This is a genomic window from Paenibacillus sp. CAA11 (assembly GCF_003060825.1).
Classification (GTDB): domain Bacteria; phylum Bacillota; class Bacilli; order Paenibacillales; family Paenibacillaceae; genus Fontibacillus.
Map to the genome: position 1 here is coordinate 1,834,460 of NZ_CP028922.1, position 16,888 is coordinate 1,851,347.

Sequence of the window (16,888 nt, forward strand, 5' to 3'; positions counted from 1 at the left end):
GAAGAAAGGTTGCTTTTTTGCGTTTCAATTATTTTAGAACTGGAAGGCCGGTTCTTGTGCAAATTTAGGAGGTTATTATGAAGAAGAAGGATATTATGATCGGTCTCCATGAAAGTACAGGAATTGGATGGAAGACGATGTCACGCATTCTATCAAGTGAGGAGTGGCCTCATGCGCTTGAATTTGACATCGAAGACTGGAAGCGGCATGGTTTAAATGCGAGGCTAGCCGAACGGATGGAGAAGGAGTTTACGGCCGAATGGATTGAACAGCGTCTGGCGCGGATGACAGCAAACCATATTACTCCGCTGACACCACTAGATCAAGAATATTCTATATTAATGAAAGAAACGGTACGGCCACCCTGGGTGATCTATGCAAAAGGGCGGACCGAACTGCTAAATTCGCCGCGCTCCATTGCTATGGTAGGAACTCGGATACCCACTGCTTATGGTCGAAAGGTTGGGCAAATGCTTGCTGAATCTTTGGGGAATTCAGGGGTTACCATCGTAAGCGGAATGGCCAAAGGGATCGACGGGATTTGTCATGAATCGGCTGTCCGAAGTCCGGGATCTACCATCGCAGTCCTTGGCACAGCCATCGATAAGCCTTATCCTCCAGAGCATACGTCCCTTTATCATCAGATAGCTGAGTATGGCCTGGTGATTTCGGAATATCCTATTGGAACACCTCCACATCCTGGCCTCTTTCCCCAGCGTAACCGAATCATTGCCGGGATTACAAAAGGCACCATTGTAGTTGAAGCAGACGAAAGGAGCGGCTCTCTTATAACGGCAGATGCTGCCCTTGAGGCTAATCGGGATGTTTTCTCTGTCCCTGGGCCTATTACTTCACCTAAGAGTAAAGGAACTTTGAATCTGATCAAGCAGGGGGCCAAGCTGGTTACAGGACCAGAGGACGTGTTGGACGAATATGGATGGGCGAGAGCTGGTAGCAACGAACTCGCGAATATGCAGAATGGAAAGAAGTTGACAGAGAATGAAGATCGCATATACCATATGTTGGAGCAGGGGAATCGTGCTTTCGATGAGCTGCTGGCTTTGACAGGTTGGGAATTTGGACTTTTGCATTCAGTTCTGTTATCTTTAATCATAAAAAAGCAGGCTGTTCAGCTAGCCGGTTCAATTTATAAACTAGTGTAGCCCTGTTCGGGCTGGCCATAAACAAAGATTGTATTAGGTTTAATGTGAGAGGAGGAGGGCCTATGGCAGATTCACTTGTCATTGTGGAATCACCAGCCAAAGCTAAGACGATTGGCAAATACTTGGGCAGCAAGTATATTGTCAAGGCGTCGATGGGTCATGTTAGGGACCTGCCGAAAAGCCAAATTGGTGTTGAGGTAGAGAATGATTTCAACCCTAAGTATATAACGATTCGAGGGAAGGGCTCCGTTCTTAAAGAGTTGAAGGACGCCCGCAAAAAAGTAAAGAAAGTCTATCTGGCAGCTGACCCCGATCGTGAGGGGGAAGCCATTGCTTGGCATCTGGCTCACGTACTCGACTTGGATCAAACAGAGGACTGCCGGGTTGTATTCAATGAAATTACGAAGCAGGCGGTTAAGGATGCGTTCAAGACCCCCCGCAAGATTAATATGGATTTGGTAAACGCGCAGCAAGCAAGACGTATTCTGGACCGGCTGGTGGGGTATAAGATCAGTCCGTTGTTATGGAAGAAAGTAAAGAAAGGCTTATCCGCCGGACGCGTGCAATCTGTTGCTGTGAAGATTATTCTGGATCGTGAGAATGAAATTGCCGCTTTTGAGCCTGAAGAGTATTGGAGTATTACCGCCGGACTCAAAATCGCTGAAAGCACTTTCGAAGCCAAGTTTCATCAATATCAGGGTGAGAAGAAGGAGCTTTCCAGCGAAGCCGATGTGAAGCAAATCCTGCAGGCTATTGAGGGGGCTTCTTTTGTTGTTCAGAATGTGAAGGAAAAGGAACGTCTGCGTCATCCATCGCCGCCCTTTACGACAAGCTCTTTGCAGCAGGAGGCAGCACGTAAGTTGAACTTCAGAGCAGCAAAGACGATGTCGGTGGCTCAGCAGCTCTATGAGGGCGTAGATTTGGGCAAGGAAGGCACGGTAGGCTTGATTACCTATATGCGTACGGACTCTACTCGAATTGCTGCATCAGCTCAGGAAGAGGCGAGAGAGTACATTACAGGCAAGTATGGAGCCGACTACACGCCTGAAACACCGCGTCAATATTCGAAGAAAGCTGCAAATGCCCAGGATGCTCACGAGGCCATTAGACCGACTGCAGCTCTGCGTGACCCTGAATCGATCAAACCGATATTAAGCAGGGATCAATTCCGCCTGTATAAGCTGATTTGGGAACGCTTTATGGCGAGCCAAATGGCATCCGCCATTTTGGATACCTTATCCGTAGATATTCGGGCTAATGAGGTTACTTTCCGGGCCGTAGGATCCAAGGTCCGTTTTCCAGGCTTTATGAAGGTATATGTGGAAGGTAATGATGACGGGAACGCTGTAGAGGACGATAAATTCCTGCCTCCATTGAAATCAGGAGACGAGCTTGTTACGGAATCTATTGAACCGAAACAGCACTTTACCCAGCCGCCTCCGCGCTATACGGAGGCAAGGCTTGTGAAAACCTTGGAGGAGCTCGGAATTGGGCGGCCAAGCACCTATGCTCCAACCCTCGAAACTATTCAAAAGCGTGGATATGTTGCAGTAGAGGAGAAGAAGTTTATGCCCACAGAGCTCGGTGAGCTGGTTATTGAGCAGATGGAGCAATTTTTCCCGGAAATTCTGAATGTGGAATTTACCGCTAACATGGAGGGGGACCTCGACCATGTTGAAGAAGGATCAGAGGATTGGGTTCGGGTACTGAACGAGTTTTATGAATCCTTTGAGAAGCGCCTGGAAGTAGCAGAAGAGGAAATGAAGGAAATCGAGATTGAAGATGAAGTCTCGGATGAAATATGTGAGAAATGCGGAAACCCCATGGTTTACAAGCTTGGCCGTTTTGGCAAATTCCTCGCCTGCTCTGGCTTCCCGGATTGCCGGAATACTAAGCCTATCATTAAGGACATTGGTGTAACCTGTCCGAAATGTAAGGAAGGGCATGTTGTGGAGCGGCGCAGTAAAAAGGGTAGGGTCTTTTATGGCTGCAATCGGTATCCGGAGTGCGATTTCGTATCATGGGATAAGCCATCTACCAAGCCTTGTCCAAGCTGTGGTTCATTGATGGTGGAGAAGCGCAGCAAGCAGGGCATCAAATTGCAATGCACCTCTTGTGACCATTCGGAAATGGTTGAGGAAGATCAGGAAGAAACAGCTGAGTTGTAACATTAATGGAGGGTATGAAATTGACAGAACAACAGAGGGTTACCGTGATTGGCGCAGGCTTGGCCGGCAGTGAGGCGGCCTGGCAGATCGCTAAACGGGGAGTGCCTGTAACACTATACGAGATGCGTCCCGTTGTAAAAACGCCCGCGCACCATACCGACAAATTTGCTGAGCTGGTGTGCAGCAACTCGCTGCGGGCCAATGGCTTAACCAATGCGGTAGGCGTATTAAAAGAAGAAATGCGCATGCTGGACTCATTGGTTATCGGTGCAGCGGACCGCAATGCCGTTCCGGCAGGGGGGGCATTGGCCGTGGATCGTGACGGTTTCTCCGGCGAAATTACTAGCACGCTTCATGATCATCCGTTGATTACGGTAGTAAATGAAGAGATACAGGAGATTCCGTCAGAGGGCATCGTGGTTATTGCTACGGGGCCTTTGACCTCTCCGGCTCTCTCCGAGCAAATCAAGCGTCTTACCGGTGAAGAATATTTTTATTTCTACGACGCAGCAGCGCCGATCGTGGAGAAAGACTCCATTGATATGAATAAGGTATACTTGGCTTCCCGTTATGACAAGGGGGAGGCCGCTTATTTGAATTGCCCGATGACAGAGGAAGAATTCAATGCTTTTTATGATGCATTAATTACGGCAGAAGTTGCCCAGATTAAAGAGTTTGAGAAGGAGATTTACTTTGAGGGCTGTATGCCAATCGAAGTGATGATGAAACGCGGAAAGCAAACGGCGCTGTTTGGTCCAATGAAACCTGTTGGCCTTCCTAATCCGCACACAGGAACTTTGCCTCATGCTGTGGTTCAGCTCCGTCAGGACAACGCAGCAGGAACTTTATATAACCTAGTGGGATTCCAAACACATCTTAAGTGGGGAGAACAAAAACGCGTGTTCTCTATGATTCCTGGACTAGAAAATGCTGAGTTTGTTCGCTATGGAGTTATGCATCGCAATACTTTTATTAATTCTCCAAAGCTGCTTCAACCGACCTATCAGCTAAAAACCCGTCCTACCCTTTTCTTTGCTGGTCAGATGACAGGGGTTGAAGGATATGTGGAATCGGCGGCTTCCGGACTTATTGCTGGCATTAACGCTGCCAAAGCAGCTCAGTCGCAGGAAGGCATTGTGTTCCCAGAGGATACTACGCTTGGGAGTATGGCCAGATATATCACCACGGCAGACTTCAAGCATTTTCAGCCAATGAATGCGAATTTCGGACTGCTTCCGAAGCTTGAGCAGCGCATTCGCCAGAAGAAGGAGAAGAACGAGGCATTAGCGCATCGTGCACTGGATAGCTTGCGCAGCTTTATGTCAGGAGCGGCGGTTAATTAACGAAAGGAAGGTGTCTAAAGATGGATTTATCTTTTCACGCCACAACAATTTGTGCGGTTCGGCATAACGGCAAGGGAGCCATTGCCGGAGACGGACAGGTGACTTTTGGAGAAAGTGTGATCATGAAGCAAACCGCAAAAAAAGTGCGCAGACTGTATCGCGGCCAAGTGCTTGCCGGGTTTGCTGGCTCTGTAGCGGATGCGATCACACTGTTCGAGAAGTTTGAGGGCAAGCTGGAAGAGCATCATGGGAACCTTCAGCGTGCTGCCGTTGAGCTGGCAAAAGATTGGCGGCAGGACCGTGTTCTTAGGAAGCTGGAGGCGCTCATGATCGTTATGAACCATTCGGGAATGCTGCTTATCTCAGGAGGCGGCGAAATTATTGAACCTGATGATGATATTCTGGCTATTGGTTCAGGAGGTAACTTTGCTCTGTCAGCCGCTCGGGCTCTAAAGCGCAATGCAACTCAACTGGAAGCCAAGGACATGGTGAGAGAGGCGCTTCAAGTGGCTTCCGAGATCTGTGTGTACACGAACAGTAATATTGTCGTTGAAGAGTTATAGAATGAAATAGAGGTGTCCTAGGGCCAATTTAGGATGAACACTAGATAGGAGGGTCCCATGAACAGTCAATCCTTAACCCCAAGACAAATTGTGGCGGAGTTAGATAAATATATCGTTGGTCAAAAAACGGCGAAAAAATCAGTGGCTGTAGCTTTGCGTAATCGTTATCGCCGGAGCCGGCTGAGCGACGAGGTTCGCGATGAGATTGTTCCGAAGAATATTCTTATGATCGGTCCAACGGGAGTAGGTAAGACCGAAATTGCACGGCGGTTGGCGAAGCTCGTGGGTGCCCCGTTCGTCAAAGTGGAGGCTACCAAATTTACTGAGGTAGGTTATGTAGGCCGGGATGTAGAATCTATGGTACGAGACTTGATTGAAACCTCGATCCGTATGGTGCGAGCTGAGCGGACAGAGAAGGTTAGGGATAAGGCTGAGGAGCAGGCCAATGAGCGCTTAGTTCAAATCCTTGTTCCTTCGGAGCAGAAATCCAAAAATCAGCGAAATCCCTTCGAAATGATCTTTGGGAACCATCAGGCTAATCAGAATGGGGCTGACTCGGCTTCGAATGAAGAAGAGAAGCAGGATGCAGCTTTGGTGGAAAGGCGCCGTCAGGTACGCTTCCAGTTGCTCTCAGGCCAAATGGAGGATACCCTTGTCGAGATTGATGTAGAGGATAATACGCCTACTATGATGGATATGTTTGCCGGTCAAGGTGATCAGATGGGGATGAACATGCAGGAGATGCTTGGAAACCTCATGCCACGTAGAACCAAAAAGCGTAAATTATCCGTTAGAGAGGCTCGAAAGGTACTCACTCAAGAGGAAGCTAATAAGCTGATTGATCAAGAGGATGTCATTCAGGAATCGATTCATCGAGCAGAACAGTCGGGCATCATTTTCATTGATGAAATTGATAAAGTTGCAAGCCGCGGCCAAGGCTCAGGCCCTGATGTATCCAGAGAAGGGGTTCAGCGGGACATATTGCCTATTGTCGAGGGCTCTACCATCATGACCAAGTACGGTCCTGTCAAAACAGACTACATTCTCTTTATTGCGGCAGGTGCGTTCCACATTGCCAAACCGGCTGATTTAATTCCCGAGCTGCAAGGGCGTTTCCCCATTCGCGTAGAGCTCAATAGTCTAACTTTGGAAGATTTTGTGTCAATTTTAACAGAACCTAAGAACGCTCTAACAAAACAATATACGGAGCTGCTTCGGACGGAAGACATTGAAATTGAGTTTTCGCCGGAGGCTATACGCGAGATTGCCAGCATTGCAGCAACCGTAAATGCGAACAATGAGAACATTGGTGCCAGAAGGCTGCATACGATCTTAGAAAAGCTGTTAGAGGACTTATCCTTTGAGGCTCCAGAGCTAACCTTGGACCGCATGGTGATTACGCCACAGTATGTGCGCGAGAAGCTAGGGGATATTGCCCAAGACCGAGACTTAAGTCAGTATATTCTGTAAATTTAATATTTAATTTTAAACACCGACCTTTTTCCTACGTGAAGTAGGAGTAATGGTTGGTGTTTTTTTATTTTGTCGTGATTTGTAGGACCAAAACGTCGATAATTGACAGGATTTGATATGGTGAAACGAAATTATTATATAATCATACAAAATTCTACCATTTTAATTAAAAAGATAGTCCTTTTTTCTTATTGTATTATGACCCAAAGTCGAAGAAACTTAGGATATACGACTTTAATCAATTTTTTCCCAAATTAGGACAATAGAAAGACTTTAAATAGTTAAAAAATTGTCGAATGTAAGAGGTATTTATCAACTTTTGTAGAAATAATTACTTCACCTAAAAATGTATAGGATGAAAGGAGGGGGGAATTAAGATGCAGCTGCTGAATGGAACTACTTTTGATAAGATGCAAACAGCGATCCAGGCCGCTGATACTAGACAGCGTGTCTTGGCCAATAACATAGCAAATGTGGATACACCACACTTTAAGCGAGAAAATGTGTCCTTTGAATCATTGCTGCAAAATGAGCTGAATGGAGCAACTTCGGAGATTGAGGGGAAGCGTACAGACACTAGGCATTTTGTTATTGGTTCAACATCTGGACAAGTGCCTCAGCCGGTCGTTACGACAGACCAGAGCACTTCAATGAACAACAATATGAACAACGTAGATGTGGATCGTGAAATGTCATTGCTTGCAGAGAACCAGCTTCGGTACAACTCGTACATAGAGCAGGTGAACTATAGAATCAAGATGATGCGAACAGCAATCGAGGGGAGAGGCTAGTACATGAGGATTAGTAACAGTTTTGACATTAGTTCTTCGGCACTAACAGCACAGCGTCTACGCATGGACGTAATCTCTTCTAATATTGCAAATGCCGAAACAACTAGAGCCAAGGTGGAGAATGGTCAGGCGGTTCCTTACCGGAGAAAGATGGTAGTATTATCTTCCGATCAGCCCAATTCCTTCAGCAATGTGCTTCAGGGAGCGGTCAATGGTCAGAGCTCAGGTGGTCAAGGCGTAAAGGTAGCAGCAATAAAGGAAGATCAATCGCCGCTTAAGCCGGTATACAATCCGACGCACCCGGATGCCAACAGTGAAGGTTATGTATACATGCCGAATGTAGACATCTTGAAGGAAATGGTTGATATGATGTCTGCTTCCCGGTCTTATGAAGCTAATGTAACTGCATTTAACGCATCAAAGTCGATGGTTACCAAGGCGTTATCGATTGGTAAATAAGCTAATTACTTGACTCGATAGGAGGAAAAGTTATGATTCAAAATATTTCGTCAGCCCTGCAGCCGCTGCAAGCGATTAAGCCAGAAACTACTGGGCAAGCGGCAACACCAGCTGAGACAATTAAGGATTTTGGTTCTTATTTGAAAGATGCTATAGACGGCGTAGCCGGACAAGAACAAAATGTCGAGAAGCTGAACAACCAGTTCCTTTTGGGAGAAGTGGATGTTGATCAAGTTATGGTGGCATCGGAACAAGCACTATTAAGTTTGCAGCTTACCTCGCAGGTTCGTAATAAGGTGATTGAAGCCTATCAAGAGATTATGCGAACGCAAATGTAATATGTACAGCAAAGTTCCGGATGAGGTGACAATGTGAATGAGAGAATCGCCCAGTACAAAGACAGGGTTGTCCAGTACTGGAATCATTTCAGCAAAAAACAAAAGACACTATTAATCGCAACCGTCGTAATCATACTGACGGCCATCATTCTGCTCACCATGCAGTTCTCCAAAACGGAGTATGAAGTAGCGTTTACAGGGCTAGATTCCACAGATGCAGCTGGGATTATCAAGCAGCTGGATTCCAGCAGTGTTCCATATAAGCTGAGCCCGGATGGAACGAGCATTTCCGTTCCTAGTACACAGGCTGCTCGTGTAAAAGTTGATATCGGCTCACAAGGGATCGTCAAGAACGGTTCTATCGGCTTTAACGAGACATTTGGCTCCAGCTCGTCTCCCATCGGGATGACAGACAGCGAATTCAATGTGAAGTACAAGAGCGCGCTTAATGGTGAAGTTGAACAGCTCCTCAGAAGAATGCAGGGTGTTCAAGGTGCAAAAGTCCTAATTAATCTTCCGACCGAAAACGTATTTGCAAGTCCGGAAGAGCAAGAAAAAGCATCAGCTTCGGTAGTTATGGATTTCCAACCGGGCTTCCGCCCTACGCAAGACAATATTGACGGGTATTTCAATCTTGTGAAAACAGCTGTTCCGAATCTGCCGGTAGAGAATATTACCATTAACAGCAGTGACGACAGTGTATTGTTACCTTCAGGTAAAGGTGGTACATCCGCTAGTCTGACAGGTGCGGTACAAGAAAATATGGCGCTGCAGAAAAAATTTGAAAGTGATGTTAAAGCTGCGGTGAAGCAATTCCTTTCAAAGCTTACAGGGCCAGACAAGGTAGACGTACTGGTGGCTTCTAAACTGAACTTCGATCAGATTCGTGAGAACGACAAACTGGTTACTCCGGTAGACACGGAGAATATGAAAGGGATCGAAATCAGTGCCCAAAAAGTGCAGAACAGTTATACAGGTAAGGGAAGTGCAGATGGCGGAGTAGCTGGTACGGGTCAAGAAGAGGTACCAGGATATCCTTCCTCTACTTCTAGCGGAGATACAACCTCGGAGCAAAATTCATCGACGATAAACTATGAGGTCAATCATATCACCAAAGACATTATTGTTAGTCCTTACACTGTAAAAGATTTAACCATTAATGTTCTGGTTGAACCACCTGCAGGAAAAGAAACTTTGGATAAAACAACAAGTGATGCTATTCAGAACATTTTGAAGAATATTGTTGCTTCATATTTGGCTGATTCTGGAACTACTTATACAGACGCAGATCTAACTAAAAAAGTTTCGGTATTTTCCCAAGCTTTTGAAAGTGGCGATACAGAAACGACCTCGTCCGGTATTTCTAAAACGTTGCTTTGGGGTGGAATTGGAGCTGCTGCATTGTTGGTTGCAGCTGTTGCCGGCATTCTTATCTTTAGAAGCCGTAGACGGAAGCAAGAAGAAGAGATGGAAGAAGATCTTCCATTGCAAGTGCCGACAGAGTTCCCTTCAATCAGCTTGGAAACGATTGGGAATGAGGACCAAGTACGCAAACAATTGGAAACGTTGGCCAAGAAAAAACCGGAAGAATTCGTCAACCTGCTCCGCACTTGGCTTGCTGAGGACTAATAGAGGTGAACGCATTGTCTAAAACGAACGCTCAGGGGCTGACCGGCAAGCAGAAAGCTGCAATCTTATTGATTACGCTTGGACCGGAGGTTTCTGCACAAATTTTTAAACATCTAAGAGATGATGAAATTGAACAGTTAACACTGGAAATCGCAAACGTACGCAAGGTGGACAACGCTGAGAAAGAAATGATAATGGCTGAGTTCCATCAAATCTGCTTGGCACAGGAGTATATCTCCCAAGGTGGGATTAACTACGCGAAGGAAATTTTGGAGAAAGCTCTGGGTCAGCAGAAGGCTTCAGATATTATCAGCCGATTGACGGCAACCTTACAGGTTCGACCTTTCGATTTTGCTCGTAAGGCGGATCCGAATCAGATTCTTAATTTTATTCAGAATGAAAATGCCCAGACTATTGCTCTTGTCCTGTCCTATTTACAGTTTGAGCAGTCAGCTATCATTCTGTCCTCCCTGCCTCAGGAAAAACAAGCCGAAGTGGCCAGAAGAATTGCGGTAATGGACAGCACTTCACCGGAGGTTATTTCTCAGGTAGAGCGTGTTCTTGAGCAGAAGCTTTCCGCTACTGTAACTCAGGATTACACAACTGCTGGCGGCATTGAATCCATTGTGCAGATTTTGAATGGTGTTGACCGAGGAACGGAACGTACCATTCTCGATTCTCTCGAGATTCAAGATCCTGAATTGGCAGAAGAAATCAAAAAACGGATGTTTGTCTTCGAGGATATTGTCAATGTGGACAATCGTTCGATTCAGCGCATTATTCGTGACATTGATAACGCGGACTTGCAGCTGGCTCTCAAGGTGGCAAGCGAGGAAGTCCGGGAGGCGGTGTTCCGCAATATGTCCAAACGGATGGCGGACACCTTCAAGGAAGAAATGGAGTACATGGGGCCTGTGCGGCTGCGTGATGTGGAAGAAGCACAGACTCGCATTGTAGCTACCATCCGCAGATTGGAAGAATCAGGTGAAATTATAATCGCTCGCGGTGGAGGAGATGACATCATTGTCTAATTTGATTAAAGCTACCCAGTACATTCCTGTGGATAACTTGAAGCAATTGGACTTAGCCAAACGATACGAGACCTCCATGGACTCTGAGGCCGGCAGTAATGAACTGAATACTGCTGTTGATCATAGGATTAGTGAAGCTGAAGAGTCGCGCAAAGAGATTTTAGCAGACGCTAAAGAATTCGCCGACCGACAAATTCGTGAAGCTTCAGAGGAAGCGGAACGAATGTTGGCCGAAGCTCGTGAGCAGATTGAAGCCTGGTGGCAAGAGCGGCGTGAGCAGGATGAGCACTTCATTGAGGCTATAAAAGCAGAGGGCTTTCATGATGGTTATGAGGAAGGGAAAGCCCAGGCTGCTGCCAATCTTCAGCAAAAGATAGATGAAATGATGAGTGAAGCTCAGCGTGTACTAAGTGAGGCTCATGTTGCTAAAGATCAGATTATTCAGGAAGCGGAGCCTTTTCTTGTGGAGTTAAGCTGTGCGATCGCAGAGAAAGTCATCGATCGACAGCTTACCAACGAACCGGACTATGTGATTGAGCTCATTAAAGAAAATCTGGGGCGCAAACGGGAACAGGGGATCCTGACCTTGTGCGTAGCTCCGTCGCAGTTTGCCTTTGTACAAGCATCCAGAGAAGAACTTAGCTTGGTGATCGACTCTCAGGCGGAACTGCAAATACTGCCCGACTCTTCTGTAAAGGATATGGGCTGTGTGATCAGGTCTGCTTATGGAAGCGTTGATGCAAGAATTGATACACAATTGTCTGAGATTAAGAAGGAACTGCTGCGGATCTCACTGCAGCAGGAGGAGCGGGGGACTGAGTCATGAGGAATCCTGATCCTAACCAGTATATTGAGCATCTGAGATCCCTTGATCCTGTCAGGGTGAATGGGAAGGTGACCCAGGTTATCGGGCTTATGGTTGAATCCGAGGGACCGGACGCAAGTATTGGAGAGGTTTGTTATATCTACCCGAATAAAGCGACCGTCCCGTTGAAGGCGGAGGTCGTAGGGTTTAGAGACAATAAGGTGCTGCTGATGCCTCTAGGCGAACTGCACTCCATTGGTCCCGGATGTGATGTCGTAGGGACTGGCAAGCCATTGACGGTTCAAGTGGGCTCCGAGCTTCTGGGCAAGGTGCTTGATGGCTTGGGTCAGCCGCTTGATGAATCCATGCTGCCTTCAAGAATGGGGCATTATTCTACGTATAACAAGCCTAGCAATCCTCTTAACAGACCTCGCGTTCAAGAGCCGATCAGCATCGGTGTCAGAGCTATTGATGGACTGCTTACGATAGGTAAGGGGCAGCGGGTTGGTATTTTTGCCGGTTCTGGGGTAGGTAAAAGCACCCTGATGGGCATGATTGCCAGAAATACGGCAGCCGATGTGAATGTCATCGGTCTAATCGGGGAACGGGGCCGCGAAGTGCTCGATTTTATTGAGAGAGATTTAGGTCCGGAAGGCTTGGCTCGATCAGTTGTCATCGTAGCTACTTCAGACCAGCCGGCGCTCATTCGGATGAAGGGTGCGCTGATTGCTACGACGATCGCTGAATATTTCAGAGACCGCGGTCTGAATGTCATGCTCATGATGGATTCCGTAACACGGTATGCGATGGCTTTGCGTGAAGTCGGGCTTGCCGTTGGGGAGCCTCCCGCTATGCGCGGTTACACGCCATCGGTATTCGCCGCCCTTCCAAAGCTGCTCGAACGGGCAGGTACAGGTCCATCAGGCTCTATCACCGCTTTTTATACCGTTCTGGTTGATGGCGATGACATGAATGAGCCGATCGCTGATGCGGTTCGAGGCATTTTGGATGGACATATTGTGCTGAACAGAAATATCGCCAACCGTGGACATTTTCCAGCGATCGATATTCTGGCCAGCATCAGCCGTGTAATGAAGGATATTGCTCCAGAGGAGCAGACCGAAGCAGCTAATAATCTCAAACGTCTGCTAGCGGTATATAAGAACTCAGAGGATCTGATCAATATTGGAGCTTATCAAAAGGGCTCTAATCCCGAGATTGATGAAGCGATTGATTTCATTGATAGCATATGGAATTTCACCAAACAAAAAGTAGATGAGAAGACAACGCTGGCTGAGACTCAGCAGCAGTTGATTGCCGAATTCGCGAGAGGATGATCTAAGAAAGATGAAGTTCAACTACACTTATCAGAAAGTGCTGGATCTGAAAACGAACGAAAAAACGCAAGCGGAGTGGATGCTTTCGGCGGCAATTGGCGAGCTTCAAGCGGAGCAGCGCAGTTTGCTTCAGCTCCAGGAGGATCGGCAGCGAGTCATCGCCGCTATTCAAGAGATGGCGGAGAAGAGCTCGTCATTATCACAACTGCAGGAAATGCAGCAGTATGCTGACTACTTGGACCATTGTATTCAGAAGAAGATTGAAGACGTGGATTACGCCGAGCGGAAGGTAGAAGTCAAGCAGGCACAGCTCAATAACAAGATGCTAGATGAAAAAGTATGGCTGAAAGCTAAGGAGAAGGCTCTAAGTGTATTTCAGCAGCAAGTGCTCCTCCGGGAACAAAGTGAGCTGGATGAGATGGCTTCAGTCCGGTTTGCCATGAACACCCGCTGAGCGGATTGTGAAGGGCAGCAGGTGTAGGTTTGGTGCGAAGGAGGAGTAGGAATGGCACAGAATGACTTGGAAGAAGAGAAGGAATCCAGCGGCGGATTCGCACGATTTATGTTTTTTGTTACACCGATATTGTTCACGATAGTTCTATTAGGAGTCCTGCTCACCTTGCTAAATATGAATATTCGCAAGGAAGCGCTGAGTTTGTTGAACCAGATTCCAATTGTAAAGCAGTGGGTACCTGATCCTGAGGAATCCAGCACAGCAGATGGCAAAGCAAAGACTCAGGAGAAGAGCTCTGAAGCTACCATTAAGGAATTAAAGAGCAAAGTAGCGGAACAGGAAGATCAGCTGAAAAAGGCAAATGAAGCCGCAACTCAGCAGAAGACCCAGGTTCAGGACTTGCAGTCCCAATTGGATGCGGCGAAGACGGTTGAAGAAGAAAAGGCTGAAGAGAAGGCAGCGGAGGCCGATGAAGCATACCAGAAACAAGTGAAGAAGCTAGCTCAATTGTATGGTTCCATGAATGCGGGCAAAGCTGCTGCAATTATGGAAAATCTGACAACGGAAGAAAATGTACAGCTTCTTGGACTTATGTCATCTGACAGTAAAACAGCCATTCTCGAGAAAATGGATCCTAAAAAGGCCGCAGAAATTTCAATCCGGATGAAGGATAGCCAAAACTCAGAGAATCTGTCGATTGCCGCTCTACAATCACGACTCAAGAAGGAAGCGACTAATTCCGACTCAAGCACGTCCACTAGTTCTGTAACCGGTCTTGATTCGACACAATTAAGTCAGACCTTTGCAGCCATGAATGCGGACAAAGCAGCTAGTCTTCTGCTGGAGACCAACAAGATCAGCCCTCAGAAGACACTGAGCATCTTACATGCCGTGGATGATGCTACAAGATCAAAAATTCTTGAAGCTATGTCTACAGCAGACCCCGATCAAACAGCCAAAATCTTAAACAAGCTGGTAAGCAAATAATCTAACGTATGGAAGGAGGTGAAAAAATGAGTATAGTTGCAGCAAACGTATCTGCTAACACTTCCGGATCAGCTATTAATGCAACAGGTGGAAGCAGCAAAGGACAGGCAGTTGGTTCGACAGCCCCTGCTTTTAATCAGTCACTCCTTCAGCTGCTGCTAAGTGGGACTGCTACAGAACAAATAAATGCTGATTCAGTATCTGGACTCGCTCAACTAATGTCATCTCTTACATCAGCTGAAAATACAGTTGAAGAGATTCCTGAAGAGATCAAAGCAATTGGAGATTTACTACAGGGAATAGACAGTCTAGATGATGCAATTGAGCAGGATCCCTCTTTAATGGGATTGCTGCAAGGCTGGATTCAGCAGGTGATGAATTTTCTACAGCCTAGTTCAGCTAACAATGCTGAGGATAAGACAGCTGTATTGAAGCTGGCAGAGCAACCAGAAACACTACGATTTGCTGTTCAAGACACTTTAACACAACTTCTTGGGAAGTTAGGTAAGGAACAGGGGAACAAAAATTTTAAAGAGACGTCTAAACAACTTGTTCAAGCTCTTCAGCATCTAGTTTCTGGGACGGAGTTATCCAAATCATTCGATGCTACTGGTACTAGTAATGGTACTCCTAGTGATGTTCGAACTGTTACAGGACAATCTTTAGATCAGTTAGTTCAGGACAGTGGAAAACAATTGTCGGCGGAGACAACAGCAAGTGTGACTGCTAACGAGGATCAACCAGACGACCATCTTTTCTCTGGAAGCATTGTCACCGCTGGGCAGCTTCAGCTAAAGGATTCCTCTGCTACTATGACGGTTAGGACTCCTATTCAGGTGCCTGTCGAACGTTTTAGTCAGGAAATGGAAAAGTTTGTAGTGAACAAGTTGGAAATTGTTAAGCTTCAAGGAATGACTGAAGCCAAGATTTCTCTTACGCCTGAGCATCTCGGTCAAGTTGATGTGAAGATCTCCCTTCATAACGGAATGATCGTTGCTCAATTTGTAACCGAACATGCCTTTGCCAAAGACTCACTCGAACAGCAGATGGCACAGCTTCGAACCGCTTTGCAAACTCAAGGTTTGCAGGTGGATAAGATCGAGGTAACCCAGAACAGTTCTCTATCTTCGCATATGTATCAAGATGGGCGGCAACCTGGAAGTAGCGGCTCACAGCAGCGTCAAAACGGGAAGAAGCAGAGTGTCAAAGATGATGAAGGCTTGGCTACCATTGAGACACTAGAAGATTGGAATGAGTGGGTTCGGGAAGCCCGAAATAATGATGACGGCTACGGCAGCTCATTTACAGCTAAAGTATAATCTCGATAAATTCAAACAGAAAGGAGGAAGAACATGGCGGATTCAACATCTTATCCAAATGTAATGTGGCCCAATTATTCGACTGCTAACGTAAAACAGGCAGCATCAAAAGAGACTAAAACCATGGGGAAAGATCAATTTCTAAAATTATTGATTACCCAGTTGAGAAATCAGGATCCCATGCAGCCACTTGAAGATAAAGAATTTATTGCGCAAATGGCTCAATTCACCTCTGTCGAGCAATTGATGAATATTTCATCTGGGATCACTAATTTGAATCAATCCCTCGGCAGCATATCCGGTCTGATTGGCAAAAAGGTTACTTGGGTTGATGAGACAAGCAAAGACCCATTGGAATATTCAATGGATAAAGAGAAAAAGCCCTCAGTCTATTCATCCGGGACTGTAGATTCAATCGTTATACGTTCAGGTGTACAATATGCCAAAATTGGTGACAAGGAAGTTGCAATTGATAAGATCCTACAGATTGACAATCCACCTACAACTGTCCCTAAAGAGAGTGGAAATACTGGGGGGGAAGGTACACCATGAGTGAATCAATCTCTATAGGTAGTATTTATCCAGGAAGGATTCAGTCAAGTTTACCGCCACAACGTGCAACCAAACAAGACTTAACACCAACTCCAGGTTCCTCCTTCAAGGAAGCACTTCAGGATAGTTTGGTAAAGATCAGTAACCATGCTGCCAAAAGACTGGAGCAACGCGGTATTCAGCTGCGGCCTGAACAATTAGGTAAGATAGGGAGAGCTATCGATAACGCCGCCGAAAAAGGCGCCAAAGATTCCTTGATCTTAATGAAAGATATAGCGTTGATTGTGAATATAAACAATCGGACGGTTGTTACTGCAATGGATGGAAGCAGTATGAAAAATAATGTTTTCACTCAGATCGATAGTGCTGTGATTATTTAATACAATACTCGGCTGGCCCGGATACGGAAAGCCACTTAGGATTTGCAGATCGAATGAAGTAAATCCGCCAATAACTATATCAAGGAGGAATTGATT

The 16,888-nt window shown here is 46.3% G+C and carries 17 protein-coding genes; all 17 read left to right on the plus strand.

The window, feature by feature from the left end:
• The first annotated feature begins 77 nt into the window (after positions 1–77).
• The 17 genes from dprA (at position 78) to DCC85_RS08755 (ending at position 16,792) form a co-directional block, all read left to right on the plus strand.
• A complete protein-coding gene (gene dprA, locus DCC85_RS08675) occupies positions 78–1,163 on the plus strand; it encodes a DNA-processing protein DprA (protein WP_108465221.1) in 1,086 nt (361 codons plus the stop codon).
• Between the two features lie 62 nt (positions 1,164–1,225).
• A complete protein-coding gene (gene topA / locus DCC85_RS08680) occupies positions 1,226–3,331 on the plus strand; it encodes a type I DNA topoisomerase (protein WP_108465222.1) in 2,106 nt (701 codons plus the stop codon).
• A 20-nt stretch (positions 3,332–3,351) separates the two neighbouring features.
• A complete protein-coding gene (gene trmFO / locus DCC85_RS08685) occupies positions 3,352–4,674 on the plus strand; it encodes an FADH(2)-oxidizing methylenetetrahydrofolate--tRNA-(uracil(54)-C(5))-methyltransferase TrmFO (RefSeq protein ID WP_108465223.1) in 1,323 nt (440 codons plus the stop codon).
• Positions 4,675–4,694: 20 nt separating this feature from the next.
• Positions 4,695–5,237 (plus strand): ATP-dependent protease subunit HslV, encoded by a 543-nt coding sequence (gene hslV / locus DCC85_RS08690; protein ID WP_108465224.1) that lies wholly within the window; start codon positions 4,695–4,697, stop codon positions 5,235–5,237.
• Positions 5,238–5,294: 57 nt separating this feature from the next.
• The gene (gene hslU, locus DCC85_RS08695; RefSeq protein WP_108465225.1) at positions 5,295–6,707 is read left to right on the plus strand and encodes an ATP-dependent protease ATPase subunit HslU; all 1,413 of its coding nucleotides are present in this window, start codon (positions 5,295–5,297) and stop codon (positions 6,705–6,707) included.
• A 380-nt stretch (positions 6,708–7,087) separates the two neighbouring features.
• Positions 7,088–7,501 carry a flagellar basal body rod protein FlgB gene (gene flgB, locus DCC85_RS08700; RefSeq protein WP_108465226.1) on the plus strand — a complete coding sequence of 138 codons (414 nt, stop codon included), beginning with the start codon at positions 7,088–7,090 and terminating at the stop codon, positions 7,499–7,501.
• A 3-nt stretch (positions 7,502–7,504) separates the two neighbouring features.
• Entirely contained in the window at positions 7,505–7,960 is a 456-nt protein-coding gene (gene flgC, locus DCC85_RS08705) for a flagellar basal body rod protein FlgC (protein ID WP_108465227.1), read from the plus strand.
• Between the two features lie 32 nt (positions 7,961–7,992).
• Positions 7,993–8,298 (plus strand): flagellar hook-basal body complex protein FliE, encoded by a 306-nt coding sequence (gene fliE / locus DCC85_RS08710; RefSeq protein ID WP_108465228.1) that lies wholly within the window; start codon positions 7,993–7,995, stop codon positions 8,296–8,298.
• Positions 8,299–8,331: 33 nt separating this feature from the next.
• On the plus strand, positions 8,332–9,927 hold the full coding sequence (gene fliF, locus DCC85_RS08715) for a flagellar basal-body MS-ring/collar protein FliF (RefSeq protein ID WP_108465229.1): 1,596 nt from the start codon (positions 8,332–8,334) through the stop codon (positions 9,925–9,927).
• 14 nt (positions 9,928–9,941) lie between these two features.
• Positions 9,942–10,958 (plus strand): flagellar motor switch protein FliG, encoded by a 1,017-nt coding sequence (gene fliG / locus DCC85_RS08720; protein ID WP_108465230.1) that lies wholly within the window; start codon positions 9,942–9,944, stop codon positions 10,956–10,958.
• The gene (locus tag DCC85_RS08725) at positions 10,951–11,784 is read left to right on the plus strand and encodes a FliH/SctL family protein (protein WP_108465231.1); all 834 of its coding nucleotides are present in this window, start codon (positions 10,951–10,953) and stop codon (positions 11,782–11,784) included. The genes fliG and DCC85_RS08725 overlap by 8 nt, the downstream gene beginning before the upstream one ends.
• The gene (fliI, locus tag DCC85_RS08730) at positions 11,781–13,100 is read left to right on the plus strand and encodes a flagellar protein export ATPase FliI (protein ID WP_108465232.1); all 1,320 of its coding nucleotides are present in this window, start codon (positions 11,781–11,783) and stop codon (positions 13,098–13,100) included. Before DCC85_RS08725 ends, fliI begins: the two co-directional genes overlap by 4 nt.
• 10 nt (positions 13,101–13,110) lie before the next feature.
• On the plus strand, positions 13,111–13,554 hold the full coding sequence (fliJ, locus tag DCC85_RS08735; protein WP_108465233.1) for a flagellar export protein FliJ: 444 nt from the start codon (positions 13,111–13,113) through the stop codon (positions 13,552–13,554).
• A gap of 51 nt (positions 13,555–13,605) precedes the next feature.
• On the plus strand, positions 13,606–14,541 hold the full coding sequence (locus tag DCC85_RS08740; protein WP_108465234.1) for a MotE family protein: 936 nt from the start codon (positions 13,606–13,608) through the stop codon (positions 14,539–14,541).
• Positions 14,542–14,567: 26 nt separating this feature from the next.
• Positions 14,568–15,860 carry a flagellar hook-length control protein FliK gene (locus tag DCC85_RS08745; RefSeq protein WP_234414391.1) on the plus strand — a complete coding sequence of 431 codons (1,293 nt, stop codon included), beginning with the start codon at positions 14,568–14,570 and terminating at the stop codon, positions 15,858–15,860.
• A 33-nt stretch (positions 15,861–15,893) separates the two neighbouring features.
• Positions 15,894–16,412, plus strand: coding sequence for a flagellar hook capping FlgD N-terminal domain-containing protein (locus tag DCC85_RS08750; RefSeq protein WP_108465236.1), 519 nt, complete (start codon positions 15,894–15,896; stop codon positions 16,410–16,412).
• Positions 16,409–16,792 carry a TIGR02530 family flagellar biosynthesis protein gene (locus DCC85_RS08755; RefSeq protein ID WP_108465237.1) on the plus strand — a complete coding sequence of 128 codons (384 nt, stop codon included), beginning with the start codon at positions 16,409–16,411 and terminating at the stop codon, positions 16,790–16,792. The genes DCC85_RS08750 and DCC85_RS08755 overlap by 4 nt, the downstream gene beginning before the upstream one ends.
• Positions 16,793–16,888 lie beyond the last annotated feature (96 nt).